At 61.7% G+C, this 18,033-nt stretch carries 19 protein-coding genes; 12 read left to right on the top strand and 7 right to left on the bottom strand.

Annotated features, from left to right (window positions below):
- Positions 1 to 101 precede the first annotated feature (101 nt).
- Positions 102 to 1,484, top strand: a complete 1,383-nt coding sequence (thrC, locus tag AC1DON_RS09200; protein WP_476934491.1) for a threonine synthase — start codon at positions 102 to 104, stop codon at positions 1,482 to 1,484.
- On the opposite strand, the gene AC1DON_RS09195 is transcribed toward thrC, so the two are convergent.
- The gene (locus tag AC1DON_RS09195; RefSeq protein ID WP_476934490.1) at positions 1,465 to 2,394 is read right to left on the bottom strand and encodes an aspartyl protease family protein; all 930 of its coding nucleotides are present in this window, start codon (positions 2,392 to 2,394) and stop codon (positions 1,465 to 1,467) included. The two genes, thrC and AC1DON_RS09195, sit on opposite strands and share 20 nt — an antisense overlap.
- Before the next feature lie 60 nt (positions 2,395 to 2,454).
- Positions 2,455 to 3,681: an RtcB family protein gene (locus tag AC1DON_RS09190; RefSeq protein WP_476934489.1), complete on the bottom strand. Its 1,227-nt coding sequence runs from the start codon at positions 3,679 to 3,681 to the stop codon at positions 2,455 to 2,457.
- Positions 3,682 to 4,080: 399 nt separating this feature from the next.
- Here AC1DON_RS09190 and AC1DON_RS09185 point away from each other — a divergent pair, with 399 nt between their 5' ends.
- Positions 4,081 to 5,340 carry a tetratricopeptide repeat protein gene (locus AC1DON_RS09185; RefSeq protein ID WP_476934488.1) on the top strand — a complete coding sequence of 420 codons (1,260 nt, stop codon included), beginning with the start codon at positions 4,081 to 4,083 and terminating at the stop codon, positions 5,338 to 5,340.
- Here AC1DON_RS09185 and thrB read toward each other — a convergent pair.
- On the bottom strand, positions 5,325 to 6,296 hold the full coding sequence (thrB, locus tag AC1DON_RS09180; protein WP_476934487.1) for a homoserine kinase: 972 nt from the start codon (positions 6,294 to 6,296) through the stop codon (positions 5,325 to 5,327). The genes AC1DON_RS09185 and thrB overlap by 16 nt on opposite strands.
- Positions 6,297 to 6,372: 76 nt before the next feature.
- On the bottom strand, positions 6,373 to 6,537 hold the full coding sequence (locus tag AC1DON_RS09175) for a hypothetical protein (RefSeq protein ID WP_476934486.1): 165 nt from the start codon (positions 6,535 to 6,537) through the stop codon (positions 6,373 to 6,375).
- A gap of 309 nt (positions 6,538 to 6,846) precedes the next feature.
- On the opposite strand from AC1DON_RS09175, the gene AC1DON_RS09170 reads away from it, so the two are divergent.
- Positions 6,847 to 7,851 carry a cysteine synthase A gene (locus tag AC1DON_RS09170; RefSeq protein ID WP_476934485.1) on the top strand — a complete coding sequence of 335 codons (1,005 nt, stop codon included), beginning with the start codon at positions 6,847 to 6,849 and terminating at the stop codon, positions 7,849 to 7,851.
- A gap of 182 nt (positions 7,852 to 8,033) precedes the next feature.
- Here AC1DON_RS09170 and gcvA read toward each other — a convergent pair whose 3' ends face one another.
- Entirely contained in the window at positions 8,034 to 8,996 is a 963-nt protein-coding gene (gene gcvA / locus AC1DON_RS09165; RefSeq protein WP_476934484.1) for a transcriptional regulator GcvA, read from the bottom strand.
- A gap of 83 nt (positions 8,997 to 9,079) precedes the next feature.
- Here gcvA and AC1DON_RS09160 point away from each other — a divergent pair, with 83 nt between their 5' ends.
- Positions 9,080 to 10,180, top strand: coding sequence for an NAD(P)/FAD-dependent oxidoreductase (locus AC1DON_RS09160; protein ID WP_476934483.1), 1,101 nt, complete (start codon positions 9,080 to 9,082; stop codon positions 10,178 to 10,180).
- 280 nt (positions 10,181 to 10,460) lie between these two features.
- Positions 10,461 to 11,228 (top strand): hypothetical protein, encoded by a 768-nt coding sequence (locus AC1DON_RS09155; RefSeq protein ID WP_476934482.1) that lies wholly within the window; start codon positions 10,461 to 10,463, stop codon positions 11,226 to 11,228.
- Here the strand turns inward: AC1DON_RS09155 and AC1DON_RS09150 are convergent.
- Positions 11,218 to 11,634 (bottom strand): group III truncated hemoglobin, encoded by a 417-nt coding sequence (locus tag AC1DON_RS09150; RefSeq protein WP_476934481.1) that lies wholly within the window; start codon positions 11,632 to 11,634, stop codon positions 11,218 to 11,220. The genes AC1DON_RS09155 and AC1DON_RS09150 overlap by 11 nt on opposite strands.
- A 76-nt stretch (positions 11,635 to 11,710) precedes the next feature.
- Between AC1DON_RS09150 and AC1DON_RS09145 the strand changes: the two genes are divergently transcribed.
- From AC1DON_RS09145 to AC1DON_RS09115, 7 genes are all read left to right on the top strand, one after another.
- Entirely contained in the window at positions 11,711 to 12,058 is a 348-nt protein-coding gene (locus AC1DON_RS09145) for a GFA family protein (RefSeq protein WP_476934480.1), read from the top strand.
- A 103-nt stretch (positions 12,059 to 12,161) separates the two neighbouring features.
- Positions 12,162 to 12,434: a hypothetical protein gene (locus AC1DON_RS09140; RefSeq protein WP_476934479.1), complete on the top strand. Its 273-nt coding sequence runs from the start codon at positions 12,162 to 12,164 to the stop codon at positions 12,432 to 12,434.
- 103 nt (positions 12,435 to 12,537) lie between these two features.
- Positions 12,538 to 13,932, top strand: coding sequence for a siroheme synthase CysG (gene cysG, locus AC1DON_RS09135; protein WP_476934478.1), 1,395 nt, complete (start codon positions 12,538 to 12,540; stop codon positions 13,930 to 13,932).
- Positions 13,929 to 14,234: a DUF2849 domain-containing protein gene (locus tag AC1DON_RS09130; protein WP_476934477.1), complete on the top strand. Its 306-nt coding sequence runs from the start codon at positions 13,929 to 13,931 to the stop codon at positions 14,232 to 14,234. Before cysG ends, AC1DON_RS09130 begins: the two co-directional genes overlap by 4 nt.
- Positions 14,235 to 14,252: 18 nt before the next feature.
- The gene (locus AC1DON_RS09125) at positions 14,253 to 15,893 is read left to right on the top strand and encodes a nitrite/sulfite reductase (RefSeq protein WP_476934648.1); all 1,641 of its coding nucleotides are present in this window, start codon (positions 14,253 to 14,255) and stop codon (positions 15,891 to 15,893) included.
- Complete coding sequence (locus AC1DON_RS09120; RefSeq protein ID WP_476934476.1) at positions 15,880 to 16,401, top strand: DUF934 domain-containing protein; 522 nt, start codon at positions 15,880 to 15,882, stop codon at positions 16,399 to 16,401. The genes AC1DON_RS09125 and AC1DON_RS09120 overlap by 14 nt, the downstream gene beginning before the upstream one ends.
- A 37-nt stretch (positions 16,402 to 16,438) precedes the next feature.
- On the top strand, positions 16,439 to 17,185 hold the full coding sequence (locus tag AC1DON_RS09115; protein ID WP_476934475.1) for a phosphoadenylyl-sulfate reductase: 747 nt from the start codon (positions 16,439 to 16,441) through the stop codon (positions 17,183 to 17,185).
- A 141-nt stretch (positions 17,186 to 17,326) separates the two neighbouring features.
- On the opposite strand, the gene AC1DON_RS09110 is transcribed toward AC1DON_RS09115, so the two are convergent.
- On the bottom strand, positions 17,327 to 17,878 hold the full coding sequence (locus AC1DON_RS09110) for a lipocalin family protein (protein ID WP_476934474.1): 552 nt from the start codon (positions 17,876 to 17,878) through the stop codon (positions 17,327 to 17,329).
- Positions 17,879 to 18,033: the final 155 nt, after the last annotated feature.

Genomic DNA, 18,033 nt, shown 5'->3' with positions numbered 1-18,033 from the left:
AGCGGATTGAAAATGTTACGGCGGCGCCGTGCTGGGCGCGCTTGTACTGACATGGCGCAGCCTTCGCAAGGCCTTAGGAATCAAGCGGAACTGGTAACAAAATGAACTATATCGGCACACGCGGATTTACGGGTTCGAAGACCTTTGCCGATGCCCTGCTCGACGGCCTATCGCCCGATGGCGGCCTGTACCTGCCGGACAGCTACCCGACGCGCGATGCTGCGCAATGGTCGGACCTGGCGCGCGACTATAGCAAGCTGACCCAGACCCTGCTCGATGATTTCCAGGCCGATACGGTCGGCGCCGAAGCCGCCAAGGCCGCTGTCACCGCCACAACCAACGCCTTTCTGCGCGCCGACGGCCAGGTGCCGCTGACGCAGCTCGACGACAATCTGTGGATGCTGGAGCTGTGGCACGGCCCGACCCTGGCCTTCAAGGACATGGCCATGCAGATGATGGCCGAGCTGACCAGCGGCGCCCTGCGTGAACGCAACGAGACCCTGACTCTTGTCACCGCCACGTCTGGCGATACGGGCGCCGCCGCCGTGCGCGCCTTTGCCGGCGCCGATCGCGTCCGCCTGGTCGTCTTCCATCCGCTCGGCCGCGTGTCGCCGGTCCAGCGTCTGCAAATGACGACGGTCGAGGCCGACAATGTGCTGAATGTCGGCATCGAAGGCGATTTCGACGACTGCCAGAAGATCGTCAAGACCCTGCTTGGCAACGCAGCCCTGAAGGAACGCGGCCTGATCAGCTCGGTCAACTCGATCAACTGGGGCCGTCTGCTGGGCCAGGTGCCCTACTATCTCGCCGCCGCCGCCGCTTCCGGCGCCGACAAGCCGGAATTCGTTGTGCCGACCGGCAATTTCGGCGATGCCTTCGCCGGCTGGGTCGCCCGCCGCATCGGTGGCAATATCGGCCACCTGCACGCCGCGGTGAACCAGAACGACGCGCTCAACCAGGCAATCAATGACGGGCGCTATATCCGCCGCCAGGCCGTGGAATCCGCGAGCGTCAGCATGGACGTCCAGGCGCCTTCGAACTTCGAGCGCCTGGTATACGAAGCGTCCGGCCGTAGCCCTGCCACGACCAAGGGCCTGTTCGATACCTTTGCCACCACCGGCGCGGTCACCCTGTCGCCCGAACTGCAATCGGCGCTGAAGGCCGAGGTCACCGCCTCGACGATCAGCGAAGACAAGACGCGCGACACCATCGCCCATGCCTACAAGGCCTACGGCAAGGTCATCTGTCCGCACACCGCCGTGGCTTTGGGCGCCGCGTTGGAACGCCGCGAACCCGGCAAGCCGCAGATCTTCCTGTCCACCGCCCATGCCGCCAAGTTCCCGGACTTCGTGCAAAAGGCGCTTGGTTTCGCGCCCGAAGTGCCCGAAGCCATCCAGGCACTCCATGGCCTGCCCGAGCGCATCACCGAACTAAAAATGGACGAGGCCGCAGCCCTCGACCTCGTCAAGGGCTTTTCGGCTTGAATTCCCAGAGATAGGGCAGGGTTTTTGCGCCACTACGCGTCTTGAGACCGACACCGCCCTCACCGTCAAAACAGACGCCGAAACGCCTCAGCGTGCGCATGCCGATGACACCATCGGAAATGTCGGAGCGCTGCACACCCGGCGGCGCCAGGCTGACAGGCGTCGCCGCGATGGCAAAATCCCCCAGTTTGAAAGCGGGAATCTTGACCGTCCGCCGCTGAACTCGCGCGCTGTTGATGTCGACCGTGTGCCCCGACGCCAGGACCGGATAGCGATCCCATAGCTTCAGGCGCTTAACGCAAGCGCTGTTGAGGCTGACCTCGGCGCTGGCGCCGGTATCGACGACCAATGTCAAATTCATGTTGTCGAGTGTGACCTCGACCAGGACCCTGTGATCGCTGGGCCCGGGCGACAGGTGGCGCGACGGCAGCATGTAATAGGCGCTGAAATCCGGACGTCCGCTCTCATAAATACGCAATTCGGCCGCATCGAAATCGAGCTCTGTCGGCCGGCCGGTGATGAAGGCCGCGCCCAGCATGCCTTGCGCACCATCGAAGGGCGGCTTACGCAGCCCGACGAAAATCAGTTCCGGGTAGGTATGAGACGCGTCTATCTCCAGACCGCGAATGAGATAAACAGGTGTGGCTTCGCTGCCGCCTACGCCACTGATCCGCACCTTGGTTCTGGCCAGCAGACCCAGCTCCGGCGCCAAGCTGACGCTGATGCCGTTGACCGCCGCTCCACTGTCGATAACCAACCGGTAGGGCCCTTTGTCACCGATCGAGACCGGAACATGGGGAAGGCCTGCCGCATTGAACCGGATGGGAACGCGCAGCACGCCCTTCGCCTGCGCGACCTGCGGCAGAAGAAGACCCGACAGGCCCAGCAGACAATGGCGGCGCGACAGCATGGCCGGACTATAGCACCACAAACGGCAAAAAGGAGGCGGTATTGCTACCACCTCCCTCTATCAACCTTTGACGCAAACGACCTGCTTCAGCGTATGGACGATCTCGACGTGGTCGGCCTGGGCCTTCATGACCGCGTCGATGTCCTTGTACGCCGCCGGCGTTTCGTCGATCACCTCGGAGTCCTTCCGGCATTCCACACCCGCCGTGGCAAGGGCGTGGTCTTCCAGAGTGAACCGCCGCTTGGCTTCGGCCCGCGACATGGCCCGCCCCGCCCCGTGCGAACACGAACACAGGGCTTCGGCCATAGGCTGGCCCGCGATCCCCCGCACGATGAATGACTTAGCACCCATCGAACCCGGAATGATGCCCAGCGTCTCCGGCGTGATACGCACGGCGCCCTTCCGGGTCACCAATACGTCCGAACCGAAGTGCCGTTCGTGCGCCACGTAGTTGTGGTGGCAGTTCACGGCTTCGCAGTCGCAGGTGAACCGCTTCGGTACGGAGACCGACAGCGCTTCAAGTGCGGCCGTCATCATCAGTTCCCGGTTGGTCCGTGCGAACCGCTGAGCCCACGATACCGCGCCCATATAGTCGCCGAACAGCTCCGACCCTTCCGGCAGGTAGGCCAGGTCTTCGTCCGGCAGGTTGACGAACCACCGCTTCATCTCATGCTTGGCGCGCTCGATGAAGTACCCGCCGATCTTGTTGCCGATACCCCGGGAACCCGAATGCAGCATGATCCACACGGCATCGTTTTCATCGAGGCAGACCTCGACGAAGTGGTTGCCGGTGCCGAGCGTGCCTAAGTGGTTCTGTGCCCGCTGCGCGGCCTGCGAAATCTTCGGGTGCTTGGCGACGATCTTTTGCAGTTCGCCGGACAGCTTCGAAAATTCGGCATTGGCGCCTTCCGTCGCTTCGCCCCACGCACCCCGGTCGTTGGCACCACCATTGTCGGTCCGGCCGTGCGGGATCCGTTGCTCGATCGCCGTCCGCAGCCCCGACAGGTTGTCCGGCAGGTCCGAAGCGGTCAGCGTCGTCCGCACCGCCATCATGCCGCAGCCGAGGTCGACCCCGACTGCCGCCGGGATGATCGCGCCCTTGGTCGGGATCACCGAACCAATGGTGGCGCCCATGCCCCAGTGAACGTCCGGCATGATGGCGACGTGCTTATGGATGAAGGGCATGGCGGCAATATTGTCGAGCTGCTTGCGCGCCTGGTCCTCGACAGCCACGCCGTCGATCCACGCCTTGATCAGGCCTCCACGGGCGCCTTGGAAAACTTGCATGTGTTTTCTCCTTTTCTGCTCGTTTTCAAAAGATAAAAATAAATGGAAAAAGCCCTTTCGACCGGGTCGAAAGGGCTGGATGCGAAACATCGGACGACACAGGTCCTATGGTTTTCGGATACAGCCCGGAATGTAATCGGGGGTCTGGCGCAGCAGGCGTGCGTCGACGCCGTTCTCTTGCGAGACGGTCGTTTTGCTCATCTGGGTATGGCTAGCTTGCGTAAACATGCGGGCCTTATTTACCATCCGTCAGCACCGGTCAAGCCGCTAAAGTTGCACGTGCAACAAGTGTGACGCGAAAGCCGCATCTCACTATCTGGACTCTGCCCCCTATCCGTGTCAGTTTCCAATGGTTAACGGCGGGGGCGGGGCTTAACATTGCACACCATAACCGGACCTATGCGCGCGGCCCTTCTGGCCGGACTGTGGCTGACGGCGTCTGCGGCTATGGCAGACGCTGCGCCCGAAAACCTGCTGGACCGCGCCAATGCTGGCGATGACACCGCAACCTCAGAACTCGGCATTTGGCTCTACAACCGCGACGACAAGGCCGCCGTACCGTGGCTTAACAAGGCGGTGGCACATGGCGACGCCGAAGCCACCTATCTGATGGGTATAGTCCGGAGAGACGGCGAACTGGGTGTCGCCGCCGACTGGAATGGCGGCATGAGCCTTCTGCAAAAGGCCGCCCTGATGGGCAGCGGCAACGCCATCTACGAGCTGAACACCTGCTGCGATACACCCCAGGCCTATACACCGCCCGCGACCGGCGTTGAGCGCCTGCGCTGGGCCTTGCGCGTCAAGGACGCCAACAGCGACGACACCCGGTTCGACGGTGAAATCGCCGCACTCAACACGGCTGGTTACGGCGCCGACATCGCCGAATGGCGCGCAGCCTATCTCGAAGACCTGAAGGCGGCCGAAGACGGTGACGCCCGCGCCGCCGAAGCCGTCGCCTATCGCTACCTGACAGGCGAAGGCGTCAGGCCGGATATCCAAAACGCCGAAAAATGGTTTCAGGCCGTGGCCGACGACGGTGAATACTACCACCAGCTCATCACCGCCCGGCACTACGAAGCCGGCGAGTTGGGTGACCAGCGCCGCGGCATGGCGGTCATCTACTACACCCGCGCCGCCGACAGCGTCCGCAGCCGCGCCGAAGCCGGCGACCGCGACGCGCAGGTGCAACTGGCCAGGCTCTATGCTGACGACCGGCTGGGCGCGGTCAACACGGCCGGCCAGGCGTTCCAATGGTATAGCCGCGCTGCCGCCTCAGGCGATGTCGAAGCGCAAGCTGCCGTCGGCCAGGCGCTGCTGAATGGTCGCGGCACAGCACAGGACGCAGATGCAGGGCTCGACTGGCTGAGACGGGCCGCCAACAATAACGGCCATCGCTTGACCGGCGACGACAATGCTCGCGCCGTATCGGCCTATCAGTTGGAACTGGCGAAGGTTCTGATGGCGAGCGGGGATCAAGCCCAGGCCGACTACTGGCTGCAACTCGGCTTAGACAATCGCGGCGAGGCCGATATTGCGGATCAATTGGACCTTCAGGCGAAGCTGCAAAGCCAACTCAACGACTTGCAGAAGCAGGACAATGCCAGCGCCGTGCGCGTCTGGCACGGCCGCTACGATCCGCCAGCCTACGCTTTGAAGTAATCGTGGCCGCTCTTGATTGCGCGGTGATAGTCCAGCCGGCGATAAAAGGCTTCCGGGTCCTTTGGCTTCACCACCCATGACGGATCGTGGTTGAGCAGGTCATAGAGCCGCGTCAGGGTAAAACGCACCGCCGAGCCGCGCGCGAACAGCGGCAGGGCCGCGATCTCCGCCTCGGACAGCGGCCGCACCGCATTATAGGCATTGGCGAAGGCGCTGATCATCTCCGGCAACGGCTGCCCGCCCGGCGTGAACCCCCAAGCATTGAGCGACACCGCCAGATCGTAGGCGTAAAAATCCGTGCAGGCGTAGTAGTAGTCGATGACGCCTGTGACTTCGCCGTCGTCGCTCATCAGCACATTGTCGGTAAAATAGTCGGCGTGGATAGCGCCAGCCGGTAAATCACCTGGCCAACGCTCACGCAACCATTGTAGTTCCTGCCGGAAGTCCTCGAGCACCTGCGTAGCGCGCGGCGAGGTCGCAGCCTTCGGCACGCAGCGTTCGATCAGGCCGGGCCAGGCCTGTGGCCCCATGCTGTTTTCACGAACCTGCGGAAAGTCGCCGCCGATCAGGTGCAGCCTGGCCAGATATTCGCCGGCCGAGGCCGCGTGACGGACGTCGGGGTTGCGCGGCCACCGCCCCGGCAGCCATTTGATCAAGGCACACGGCTTGCCGTTGATTTCACCCAGGGACTGGCCATCACGTTTCAACGCAGGCCCCGGCGCCGGATAGCCCTTGCGGTCGAGATACAGCGTATAGTCCATGAACCACGGCAGGTCGTCCCACGGCGTCGCGGCTTCGAACAGGGTCAGGGCGTACAGGCCCGTTGTCGTTTCGACCTTGAAATTGGTGTTGGAAACGCCTTCCTCGATGCCTTCGAGGTGGATCAGCTCACCGATATCGTAATCACGCAGGTAGGTCCTGGCATCGTCCAGCGAAACGGGAGTGAAAACAGCCATTTTGGCGCGGACCTGCATCCATGGGAACGTAATGGCGCCTGCTATAGAGCGAGGCTTACCGTCCGCGCAAGGTCAATCAGGCTTTACGGGTTTTTGGATTGCCGAGTACAAGCTTCACGAGTGCGCCGCCAAGCGTCGAAATCACAAAGCGATTGGCCACACGGAAGCACATGACGCCGAAGCGATCCAGCAGGCTCTCGCTCTCCTGCACCATCTTGTTTTTGTTATCGTTGTCCGACATGCGAAGCCCTCCCACCAGTATATAGTAAACGACCCATCCCGCCGCCAATCCGGCGATAATGGATATTATAAAGCTTAGGACGGCCATTAACAACTCCATAACCATGTTGCCCAGCCGCCGGCCGAAATAACCGTCTTAAAAATAAAAAGGCCATGCCTTTGTAACCGGTAACATAAATACGACTGCCTCTTGCCGCCCCCCCTATTGCCGTAACGTGGCAGGACGACTAAATCGCGCGATTAGAATCCATCGCTTGGGCAAACGGCGCCAATTTGTTAGCTAGCCTGACCTTTTTCGAGACCTGATCCCATGTCCGCACCTGTAACCTCCGTCGTCGACCTGATCGGTAACACGCCGCTGATCCGCCTGAAGGCGGCCTCGGACGCCACCGGCTGCGACATCTACGGCAAGGCCGAGTTCCTCAATCCCGGCCAGTCGATCAAGGATCGGGCCGCGCTTTGGATCATCCGCGACCACGAAAAGAATGGCCGCCTCAAGCCCGGCGGGACGATTGTCGAAGGCACGGCCGGCAATACCGGTATCGGACTGGCCATGGTCGCCAATGCCCTGGGCTACAAGTGCGTCATCGTCATTCCCCGCACCCAGGCGCAGGAAAAGAAGGACGCTATCCGCCAGCTTGGCGCCGAACTGATCGAAGTCGACGCGGTGCCCTACGCCAATCCGAACAACTATGTCCGCTATTCCGGCACCCTGGCGCAGGAGCTGGGGGCCGTGTGGGCCAATCAGTTCGACAATGTCGCCAACCGCCAGGCGCACATCGACGGCACCGGCCCGGAAGTCTTGAAAGCGCTCGACGGCAAGCTCGACGCCTTTATCTGCTCCGTTGGTTCTGGCGGCACGCTGGGCGGTATGAGCCAGTATCTGAAGAGCCAGAACCCCGACATCCAGATCGGCCTGGCGGATCCGTTCGGCGCGGCGCTCTACAGCTATTACACGACCGGCGAACTGAAATCCGAAGGCACCTCGATCACCGAAGGCATCGGCCAGGGCCGCATCACCGCCAATCTCGAAGGCATTCAGGTCGACCGTTCGTATCAGGTGTCGGACGAGGAGTGGTTGCCGGTGCTCTACGACATGATCCAGACGGAAGGCCTGTGTCTGGGCACCTCGGCTGCGCTGAATGTCGTTGGCGCCATGAAGATGGCCAAGGACCTGGGCCCGGGCAAGACGATCGTCACCGTGCTGTGCGACTACGGCAACCGCTATGCGTCGAAGATCTTCAATCCGGCCTTCCTCAAAGAAAAAGGCCTGCCGACCCCGCCGTGGTTCCCGGATACGGGGGCTGCTGCGTAATTGTGAGCGTGTCTCGCCGTCAGGATCAGCGCTTTCTCTCCTCCCTATCGCGTGCGATGGGGAGGTGGCAGCCGACGCGTCAAGCGTCGGATGACGGAGGGGTAATTCCTGCCGGCGTATACCCCTCCACCGCTGCGCTGCGCTTGCGGTCCCCCTCCCCACTTCGTGGGGCGGAGAAAAGGTTAGATATCCTGAGCCGCGAAGACCGGGCGTTCCTTTGCGCCACCCGCAACGGGCTCGGCGTTTCTCGCTTCGCTGCGCAGCCAGTCCATGAAGCGCAACTGCGCCGGGCTGGGTTCGCGCGTCTGCGGCCACACCAGGTAATAGCCAAAGTTCAAGGGCGCATCGGCCTCGTCGAACAACACCTTCAATCGCCCGGCCTGGAGATCGGCCTCGGCAATCGTGCGCTTGGCCAGGGCCACGCCACGACCAGCAACCGCGGCCTCGATCACCATGGACGACTGGTTGAAACGCGGACCGCGCGACGCATCGACGCCTTCGACGCCATGCGCCTTCAGCCACATGGCCCAGTCCGGGCAGCTGGGGTCGGCTTCGAAACCGACATCGTGCAGCAGGACATGGTGGCCCAGGTCGGCGGGCTTCTTCATCGGCGCGGCTTCGAACAAAAGCGGCGAGCACACCGGCACAACGGCTTCGGCCAGCAGATGCTCGACGTGCAGCCCGTTGTAGTGGCCATTGCCGTAGCGCACGGCCAGGTCGATGTCGGAGACAGCGAAATCGACGGGTTGCATGTCGGCGCTCACCCAGACGTCGATGTCTTCGTTAGCGGCGCTAAACTCGTAGAGACGCGGCATCAGCCACTTGGCGGCGAAGCTGGGCGCAGCGGAGACCGTGACACGACCCTTGCTGATGCCGGCCTTCATAAGGCGCGTCGCCTCGAACATCTTCTCGAAGGCTTCTTTCAGGATCAGGGCAGACGCCTTGCCCGCATCGCTCAGGACCACGCGGCGGCCGTCGCGGACGAACAGTTCGACACCGACATGTTCTTCCAGAAGGCGGATCTGCTGCGACACCGCACCCGGCGTGACGAACAGCTCTTCGGCCGCCTGCTTGAAACTTTCGTGCCGCGCCGCCGCTTCGAACACGCGAAGCGCCGACAGCGGCGGCAGTCTATCCCTGGACATGCCTCTACCCCTGCTAAATTCAGCGCCCTAATATAGCGCTTTTCAGTTTAACAAAACTATCTATCTGCTTCTGGAGACAAATAATGACCGACGTAAACCCCCTGCACCAAGTCGACGCGCTGGAAGCGGGTCAGACCTGGACAACGGACGTCGTCGTCATCGGCGCCGGACCGGTCGGCCTGTTCAGCGTCTTTGAACTGGGCCTGCTCGACATCAAGGCCCACCTGATCGACATTCTCGACAAGGTCGGCGGCCAGTGCGCCGAGCTGTATCCGGAAAAGCCCATCTACGACATTCCGGCCTGGCCGATCATCTCAGGCGACGACCTGACCAAGCGCCTGCTGGAGCAGATTCATCCCTTCGGCGCCAAGTATCACCTCGGCGAAATGGCCGTGGCCGTGCGCAAGATCGAAGAGGGCGAAGACGACGCCGGCCTGTGGGAAGTCACCACCGACCAGAAGACGGTCGTGCGCGCCAAGGCGATCATCATCGCTGCCGGCGGCGGTTCCTTCCAGCCGAAAAAGCCCCCGATCCCAGGCATCGAAGGCTTTGAAAACATCGGGCCGGGCAAGGGCGTCCACTATGCCGTGCGCAAGATGGAAACCTTCCGCGGCAAGAAGATCGTCATTTCGGGCGGCGGCGACTCCGCGCTCGACTGGACGCTGAACCTGCAGCCGATCGCCGAACGCGTTACCCTGATCCACCGCCGCGACGACTTCCGCGCCGCGCCGCATAGCGTCGCCCAGATGCGCCAGCTGGTTGCCGACGGCAAGATGGACCTGGTTATCTCGCAGGCCACGGCTTTGAAGGGCGAAACCGGCCACTTCCTCGAGTCGGTGCTGATCGAAGACGCTGACGGCAATGAATCGCATCTCGAGGCCGATGCCTTCTTGCCCTTCTTCGGCCTGACGATGAAGCTGGGTCCGGTGGCGGAGTTCGGCCTGAACCTGCACGAAAATCTGATCCCGGTGGATACGGAAAAGTTCGAAACTTCGACGCCTGGCATCTTCGCCATCGGTGACATCAACCACTATCCCGGCAAGCTGAAGCTGATCCTGTCGGGCTTCCACGAAGCAGCCCTGATGGCGCAGCAGGCGCACCGCTACGTCCACCCGGACCGCAAGCTGCGTTTCCAGTACACGACGTCGTCGAGCGACCTGCAGAAGAAGCTCGGCGTAAAATAATTGTCGGGTTTGGGGCCTGAGGCCCCAAGTCTTTAAAAACAAAGAAAAGGCCTGCCCTATTGAGGGGCAGGCCTTTTTTTGTTCTGAAAGGTTTTGTGGGGTCGCGGACCCCACACCTCGTTACTTTAGATCAAAACGGCCACACCGCACCAATCAACGCAATGGCGACAATGGTGGCTATGGCGATCGCCATCCACGCCGCCACCGGCATTATGCGTCAACGGTAGGTATTTACGAGTTCTCTTATACAATAAAGGTGCAAATTTCGGGGGAGACACAGATGCATCATCTTCGCGACACCAGTGGAAACATCGTTTTTTCCGCTGAGGTCAAGGACGCCAAGCCTGAACACGGCTTGCAGATCGTCTTGGAAAAATACCTTGGGCAAAATGGCGGGAAGGCAGAAAACCTGCACCTGAAGGACGCCCATTTTCACGGATTCAGTTTCGATAATCTGGCGTTCAGAAACTGCATTTTCGAAGGCCTCACCTTCACTCAGGCTTCCAGCTTTGCGAGCTGGAGCATGCACGCCTGCCAGATGAGAAACTGCAGCTTTGAGGGTGATATCCTCTGCCGATGGAGCGTGAGCCAATGTGAGTTCACGGATATCGACTTTTCCAGAATGCACATGATGGCCTCGTTCAACACGTCGAAGCTCCGCAATGTCCAGTTCTGTCTTGGGCAGGAAGGAGACATAGGCGTTTCCTTTCTCAACGACTGCACGCTTGATCGCATCACATTCCCGGACGCCGAATTTCCCAAGGTCGAAAAAATCTATTCCAAAATATACGCGGAAATTCTCAAGACCGGAAAGACGGATCCGCGGCACGTCCTGCCCTGGATGTACAATATATTAACCGCAATCATGGGTGCCGAATGGATGGACATGGCGGAACGCTACACGATCCACGATGGGATCCGGCTGGTCATTTATTGCAATACAAATGACACGGAATTCGTACACCTGAACCGTCCAGGCGCACATCCGGCACGCCACCTGATCGAACACATCCGCAAAAAGGCCGAAAAAGAAGGCTTCAAGGCTTGAAGAACAAGCCCAGCTTCAGGCTCTCGCCAATCCGCTGGGCGCGAACCATGAAGTATTCGACGGCGGCCTCATTCGGCGCAATGTCGCGCAGGGTCTGCTCGAACAAGTAAAGCCACTCGCCGAAATGTGCCGGCTCGATCGATGACACGCGCATATGTGCCTGCATCGGCCGGCCGGAATAGCCGCCGGAGTGCAGCGCCACCGACGCCCAGAACGATTTCAGTTTCGCCAGATGATCCGGCCAGTCCTCGACCGCGCCATTGAACACCGGCCCCAGCCGTTCGTGCGTACGCACCCGGGCGTAGAACTCTTCGACCAGCCGGTCAATAAAGGCTTCGTCTACGCCGATCGCGGCCGCGTCACGGCGGATCTTTTCCCTTGCGGCCAATGCGTGTTCTGACGTCATATCCGGACCATAACATGCCGATCAGACCCCGCCCATGCGGCGGCTTGTCTCGGCGGAACAAAAGGAAGAAAGCGCCATGTTGCATCAGGGAAGCTGCCATTGCGGCAAGATCGCCTTTGAGGTCGAGGGTGATTTTGACACCGCCATCGACTGCAACTGTTCATTGTGCCGGAGGCGCGGCAGCCTGCTGGCCTTTGTTGGCGCTCCGGCCTTTACGTTGAAGACGCCGGAATCGGACCTCAAGACCTACACCTTCAATTCGCACAAGCTTCAGCACCATTTTTGCGGCACCTGCGGCGTCGCGCCGTTTTCAGAAGGAAGTCGCCCCGACGGCACAGCCACGCGCGCCATCAACCTGCGCTGCTTGCCTGACCTTGATCTCGACGGCCTGAAGATTCGCAAATGGGACGGCGCCAAACACTAGCCGACACCACCGGTCTACAAAACTGCGTTCGCCAAGGTTTGCGCGCATTGTTTCCTTATTTCCGCCCTCCTAGCCTCAGACAGTCCGGGCAGGAGCCAGAATCATGCGTCATGAACAGTTTTACCACGGCAACAATATCGCCTTCGAAATCGATGCCGACTTCATAGATGGCACGGATTGCAGTTGCGCCTTGTGCCGGCCGCATTCCAGCCTCCTGGCTTTTGCTTCGCGCGACGGCCTGACGGTCGATGTACCTGGCGTTCACGCCCCGCATTTCAATCGCCAGCGCCTGACCCATTCGTTCAGCCACGTCTCGGACGCCGACACCCTGCCTATCCGGCCGTTCGGCACGTGGAACGCGGCGCGGTCGGCCTGACAAAATCGCGTTAGTCGCCCTAAAGCTTCCAACCACAAACCATCGCTTTATTTCGCGGTTCTGAAACCTTACATTCAGGACTGTCGAAGTACGAGTATAAGCGATGTTAGCCCTCCCCTTGTCATGGCCACTGGAAAACCGTCAGGTCGTCCTGATCGGCGAAGGCGCGTGGCTGACGCGTAAGCTCAATCTTTTTGCCCGCACGCCGGCGCAACTGAGCGTCTTCACTCCCATCGAGCCTACCCAGGTCGAAGCTGAAGCCACGGTCCATACTCGCTGGCCCGAGGCCGCCGAACTGAGCGATGCCGCCCTGATCGTCGTCGCGTTTGAGGACCGCGCCCTGGCTGAACAAGGCGCGGCGCTGGCGCGCACCGCCCGCGCGCCACTCAACGTCGTCGACTATCCTGATCTCAGCGACTTCCATTTCCCGGCGATCATCGATCGCGGCCCGTTGAGCATCGGCGTTGCCACCGGCGGCACCGCGCCCGTCTTGGCGCGCGAAACCCGCCGCAAGATCGAAGCTGCCGTGCCGCCGTCCGACACGCACATCGCCGAATTTGCCCTGGCCATCAGTCCGCTGCTGCGCGAAGCCATCGGCAATGTCGATGACCGCCGCCGCTTCTGGGAAGACGTGCTGCAATCGCCCGCCGCCGAACTGGCGCGCGAAGGCCGCATTGCCGAGGCCGTCGAAGCTGTCAAAGCCACCCAATATAAGATCGAACGTGCAGGCGTCGTCCACCTCGTCGGCGCCGGTCCCGGCGATCCGGAACTGCTGACACTGAAGGCGCTGCGCCTGCTCTCCGAGGCCGATGTCATCGTATATGACCGCCTGGTCGGCGCCCAGATCATGGACCTGGCCCGCCGCGATTCCGAACGCTTCTACGTCGGCAAGGCACGCTCGAACCACTCGGTTCCGCAGGAGGAGATTCATGATCTTCTGGTCGAACAGGCCCGCCTCGGCAAGCGCGTCGTGCGCCTGAAAGGCGGCGATCCTTTCGTCTTTGGCCGCGGCGGTGAAGAGGTCGAAGCCCTGCGCCAGGCGGGCATCGACGTCCATGTTACGCCGGGCATTACCGCGGCGCTGGGCTGCGCGGCTTCGGCCGGCGTGCCGCTGACCCACCGCGACCATGCCCAGAGCGTCACCTTCGTCACCGGCCATCTCAAGGACGGCGATCACAGCAATCCGCTTCAGCTCGACTGGTCAGCCCTGTCGGCCCCGCACCACACTCTGGTCATCTATATGGGCGTTGCCACCGCCAGCGAGATCGCCGGCAAGCTGATGCACCACGGCCGCATGCCCGAGACGCCGGTGCTGATCATCGAGAACGGCACGCGCGCCGATGAACGCCGCACCCTCGCCGACCTCGACACGCTCGAAGCCGTTATAGCGGCCACTCCACCCCAGGGTCCGGCCCTGCTGATCATCGGCGAGGTCGCCTCGCTCTACGCTCCCGAAGTCGCCGGCCTCATAGAGACCGCCCAACAGGTAAACCCATGAAACTGCTCACCGCCAACCGTCTGACCGACGGCCTGACGCTCTGGTATTCCGGCTCGGACTGGGTCGAGGACGCCGCCCAGGCTGCAAAACTGTCTGATGACGACGCCGACACTCTGCTGATCGCATGGAAGCTGCGCGAGACCGAAGTCGTCGCGCCCTATCTGATCCCGCTGACCGATACCGGCAATCCGGTGCAACGCGAACACGTGCGCGAATTCGTCCGCGCTAACGGCCCGACCATCGGTCAGACGACCGATGCAGTGGCTAAAGAACATGGCCGCGCCGCCATCTTTGAGGACTAAGGCATGACCACGCCAACTATGTACCAGTACGACGCTTTCGACCACGCCTTCGTCCGTGAGCGTAACGCGGAATTCGCCGGCCAGGTCGCCCGCCGTCTGGCCGGTGAAATCACCGAAGACCAGTTCAAGCCGCTGCGCCTGATGAACGGCCTGTACCTGCAACTGCACGCCTACATGCTGCGTATCGCCGTGCCCTACGGCGTGCTGTCGTCGAAGCAGATGCGCAAGTTCGCCCATATCGCGCGCACCTATGACCGCGATTTCGGCCACTTCACCACGCGCCAGAACCTGCAGTTCAACTGGATCAAACTGCCCGACGCGCCGAAGATCCTGGAAGAACTGGCCGAGGTCGAGATGCACGCCCTGCAGACCTCGGGCAACTGCATCCGCAACACCACGACCGATCAGTTCGCCGGCGCTGCCCGCGACGAAATCGCCGACCCGCGCCCGTGGGCCGAAGTCATCCGCCAGTGGTCGTCCAACCACCCGGAATTCACCTTCCTGCCGCGCAAGTTCAAGATCGCCATCACTGGCGCCACCAAGGACCGCGCCGCCATCCGCGTCCATGATATCGGCCTGCACCTGAAGCCGTCGGGCTTCGACGTCTATGTCGGCGGTGGCATGGGCCGCACGCCCTACGTCGCGCCACTGATCAAGAGCGGTTTGGCCCCGGAACAACTGCTGAGCTATCTCGAAGCCTGCCTGCGCGTCTACAACCGCTATGGCCGTCGCGACAATATCTACAAGGCGCGGATCAAGATCCTCGTCTCTGCGCTCGGCGCCGCAGAGTACGGCCGTCAGGTCGAAGAGGAATGGGCGCGTCTCGACAAGGCAAAAGTCGATGCTCCGGCTGCCGAGATCAGCCGCATCCAGAGCTTCTTCCCCGATCCGGCCTTTGTCGACGGCTTCGACAGCGCGGCCTTTGAGCGCGCCAAGACGGCCGATGCCGGCTTTGCCCGCTGGGTGAAGAACAACACCAACCCGCACAAGCGCGACAACCACGTCTCGGTGACGATCTCGCTGAAGCCGGTGGCCCTGCCGCCAGGCGATGCCTCGTCGGCCCAGATGGACGTCATGGCCGATGTCGCAGATGCCTATGGTTACGCCGAACTGCGCGTCAGCCACGAGCAGAACATCATCCTGCCGCACGTCGCGAAGAACGACCTCTACGCGCTCTATGAAAAGCTCGACGCCGCCGGTCTTGGCACCGCCAATGTCGGCAAGATCACCGACATGATCGCCTGCCCCGGCCTCGACTACTGCTCGCTGGCCAATGCGCGTTCGATCCCGCTGGCCCAGGACATTTCGCAGCGTTTCGAAGATGCCAGGCTGACCGACCAGATCGGCGATCTGCAGATCAAGATTTCGGGTTGCATCAACGCCTGTGGCCACCACCATGTCGGTCATATCGGCATTCTGGGTGTCGACAAGCAGGGCATCGAATTCTACCAGATCCTGCTGGGCGGCCGCGCCGATGAGAAGGCGGCTTTGGGTCAGATCACCGGCAAGGGCATGCCTGCCGAAGCCGTGCCCGCCGCCATCGAGCGCGTCGTGCGCCTGTACCTTGACCTGCGTTTGAACGAAACCGAGCGCTTTATTGACACTTTGGAACGCGTTGGCCGCGACGCCTTCGCAGGGGCCCTTCATGAGCACGCCTAAGGCTAATTCGACCTACGATCCGCAGCTGGTCACCAACGCCGGCGACGTCATCCCCAATGGCTGGCGCCTGCTGGCCGACGACGAAACCCATGGTGTCGACGGCCCCGTCGTGCTCGGCTTCGACCGTGCATTGCGTGAACTCGACGGACTGAACGGACACTATGGCGTCCGCATAAATCCGGGCGACGACGTCCGCCTGCTGGAGCCTTTCATTGAGAAGCTGACCCTGATCGAGGTCGCCTTCCCGGGCTTCCGCGACGGCCGTGGTTATTCGACCGCCCGCATCCTGCGCGAAGACCTGGGCTATACCCAGGTTCTGCGCGCTGTCGGCGACGTGCTGCGCGACCAGCTCTTCTACATGCTGCGATGTGGTTTCGACGAATTCCTGGTCAAGGACAAGGACCCGGCCGAGGCCATTACGTCGGCGGCCAAACGCTTTTCAACGACCTATCAGGGGGCGGCCGATTCCGCCCGTCCGGCCTGGGCTCTGCGCCACGCCGGGGTTTAATCAAGGCGCATGAAACGCGCTTAAAGGACGCAAGACCATGACGGTCCTGATCGACATTGCCCGCGACCTGCAAAGGTCGGAAAACGGCCAGCGCGCCGCTGAACTGAGCGCACGCTATGAAGACATGACGCCGCAGGAGATCCTGCGCGACGCCATCCGTAACCAGTTCTTCGGCGACATCACCCTGTCGTCGTCGTTCGGCGCCGACTCGGCCGTGCTTCTGCACATGGTGTCGGAGATCGATTCCAACCTGCCGGTGCTGTTCCTCGACACCGACCGGCACTTTTTCCAGACCCTGCAATACCGCGATGAACTGGCTGGGCGCCTGGGCCTGACCAACATCATCAACCTCAAGGCGGATGAAAAAGAAGCCGTCGAGGAAGATGGCAAAAACACGCTGTGGCGGACCCATCCCGACCAGTGCTGCGAGCTGCGCAAGGTCCGGCCGCTGAACAAGGTCATGGAGAGCTACGGCGCCTGGATTTCCGGCCGCAAGCGTCACCAGTCGAAGACGCGCACAAACCTGCCCATCGTCGAATGGGATGGCCGTCACTTCAAGGTCAATCCGCTGGCCAAGTGGGGCCAGGCCGATCTCGACGCCTATTTCGCTGCGCACGACCTGCCGGCCCACCCGCTGGTCGACCAGGGCTTTCCGTCGATCGGCTGCTTCACCTGCACCAAGCCGGTGGAAAAGGGCCAGGACGCCCGCGCTGGCCGCTGGGCCGGGACCGAAAAGGTCGAATGCGGCATCCACAACCCGATCTATGGCGGCGACGGGATTTAAAAAATCCCCTTTCGTCATTTGCTCCGCAAATGCCCATGGCTTGCGAAAGCTATACTTTCGCTGTCGCCAAACCCGCGCAACCGGGGAAGGCGGCAGCGAGCATAAGCGAGGCTGACGGAAGGGGATGCCGTCAGAATTCTGTCAGTGTTTCGTCTCGCGGATCAGCTTGGTGTCGTAGCCAAGTTCCGCAACCCGCTTGACCAACTCATCGCGGAAGCCTTGCGACGGATGGGCGTTGCGGCTCAAAATCCACAGATACTTGCCCGACGGCTCGCCGACAATCGACCACGTATAGTCGTCGGCGTGATCCAGCACCCAGTAGTCGCCCAAATAGAAGGGGCCGAAGAAGGACACCTTCAGCTTGGCGTTATTGCTGTCGGGCACGATCCTGGCCTTGCCCTCGGATGATTTACCCGGCCTGCCATTGCGCTGGCCGCAGGTGTTGAGGATAGTGACCTGTCCGTCGTCGGCCAGGCTGTATTCGGCGGTGACGCCGTCGCAGCCCTTCTCGAAGCGGTTTTCGTAGCGGCCCAGTTCGTACCACTTGCCGAGATACGACTTAAGCTCGACCGGCTTGGCAGGCTGTGGGACGGACGTATTGCCAACCGGCATGGCGGTGGCGATGTTGGCCCCAACCGCCACTGCGGCAATGGACAACAGGGCGACAGGAATGGCAAAATCGCGCGGCTTCATCGGAAATCACTCCAGTTATGATGATCCTGACCATGTACGTCGTGCGATAAGGATGCGATCACTGGACTGCACTGCCGATGTAACCTCCCTATTGTTCCCTTGCATCCCGGCCGCTTAGCCTCTCGGCATGAAACACGCCCTTGCCGCCCTCCTCC

The organism is Asticcacaulis sp. P4_H10, assembly GCF_056400965.1.
The sequence above is the reverse complement of the archived record's forward strand: the minus strand, read 5'-3'. Positions and strand labels throughout refer to the sequence as shown.

Bases quoted from the DNA above. Each gene is read 5' to 3' on its own strand.
- thrC (WP_476934491.1), top strand. From the start codon at position 102: ATGAACTATATCGGCACACGCGGATTTACGGGTTCGAAGACCTTTGCC.
- AC1DON_RS09195 (WP_476934490.1), bottom strand. From the start codon at position 2,394: ATGCTGTCGCGCCGCCATTGTCTGCTGGGCCTGTCGGGTCTTCTTCTG.
- AC1DON_RS09190 (WP_476934489.1), bottom strand. From the start codon at position 3,681: ATGCAAGTTTTCCAAGGCGCCCGTGGAGGCCTGATCAAGGCGTGGATC.
- AC1DON_RS09185 (WP_476934488.1), top strand. From the start codon at position 4,081: ATGCGCGCGGCCCTTCTGGCCGGACTGTGGCTGACGGCGTCTGCGGCT.
- thrB (WP_476934487.1), bottom strand. From the start codon at position 6,296: ATGGCTGTTTTCACTCCCGTTTCGCTGGACGATGCCAGGACCTACCTG.
- AC1DON_RS09175 (WP_476934486.1), bottom strand. From the start codon at position 6,537: ATGTCGGACAACGATAACAAAAACAAGATGGTGCAGGAGAGCGAGAGC.
- AC1DON_RS09170 (WP_476934485.1), top strand. From the start codon at position 6,847: ATGTCCGCACCTGTAACCTCCGTCGTCGACCTGATCGGTAACACGCCG.
- gcvA (WP_476934484.1), bottom strand. From the start codon at position 8,996: ATGTCCAGGGATAGACTGCCGCCGCTGTCGGCGCTTCGCGTGTTCGAA.
- AC1DON_RS09160 (WP_476934483.1), top strand. From the start codon at position 9,080: ATGACCGACGTAAACCCCCTGCACCAAGTCGACGCGCTGGAAGCGGGT.
- AC1DON_RS09155 (WP_476934482.1), top strand. From the start codon at position 10,461: ATGCATCATCTTCGCGACACCAGTGGAAACATCGTTTTTTCCGCTGAG.
- AC1DON_RS09150 (WP_476934481.1), bottom strand. From the start codon at position 11,634: ATGACGTCAGAACACGCATTGGCCGCAAGGGAAAAGATCCGCCGTGAC.
- AC1DON_RS09145 (WP_476934480.1), top strand. From the start codon at position 11,711: ATGTTGCATCAGGGAAGCTGCCATTGCGGCAAGATCGCCTTTGAGGTC.
- AC1DON_RS09140 (WP_476934479.1), top strand. From the start codon at position 12,162: ATGCGTCATGAACAGTTTTACCACGGCAACAATATCGCCTTCGAAATC.
- cysG (WP_476934478.1), top strand. From the start codon at position 12,538: ATGTTAGCCCTCCCCTTGTCATGGCCACTGGAAAACCGTCAGGTCGTC.
- AC1DON_RS09130 (WP_476934477.1), top strand. From the start codon at position 13,929: ATGAAACTGCTCACCGCCAACCGTCTGACCGACGGCCTGACGCTCTGG.
- AC1DON_RS09125 (WP_476934648.1), top strand. From the start codon at position 14,253: ATGTACCAGTACGACGCTTTCGACCACGCCTTCGTCCGTGAGCGTAAC.
- AC1DON_RS09120 (WP_476934476.1), top strand. From the start codon at position 15,880: ATGAGCACGCCTAAGGCTAATTCGACCTACGATCCGCAGCTGGTCACC.
- AC1DON_RS09115 (WP_476934475.1), top strand. From the start codon at position 16,439: ATGACGGTCCTGATCGACATTGCCCGCGACCTGCAAAGGTCGGAAAAC.
- AC1DON_RS09110 (WP_476934474.1), bottom strand. From the start codon at position 17,878: ATGAAGCCGCGCGATTTTGCCATTCCTGTCGCCCTGTTGTCCATTGCC.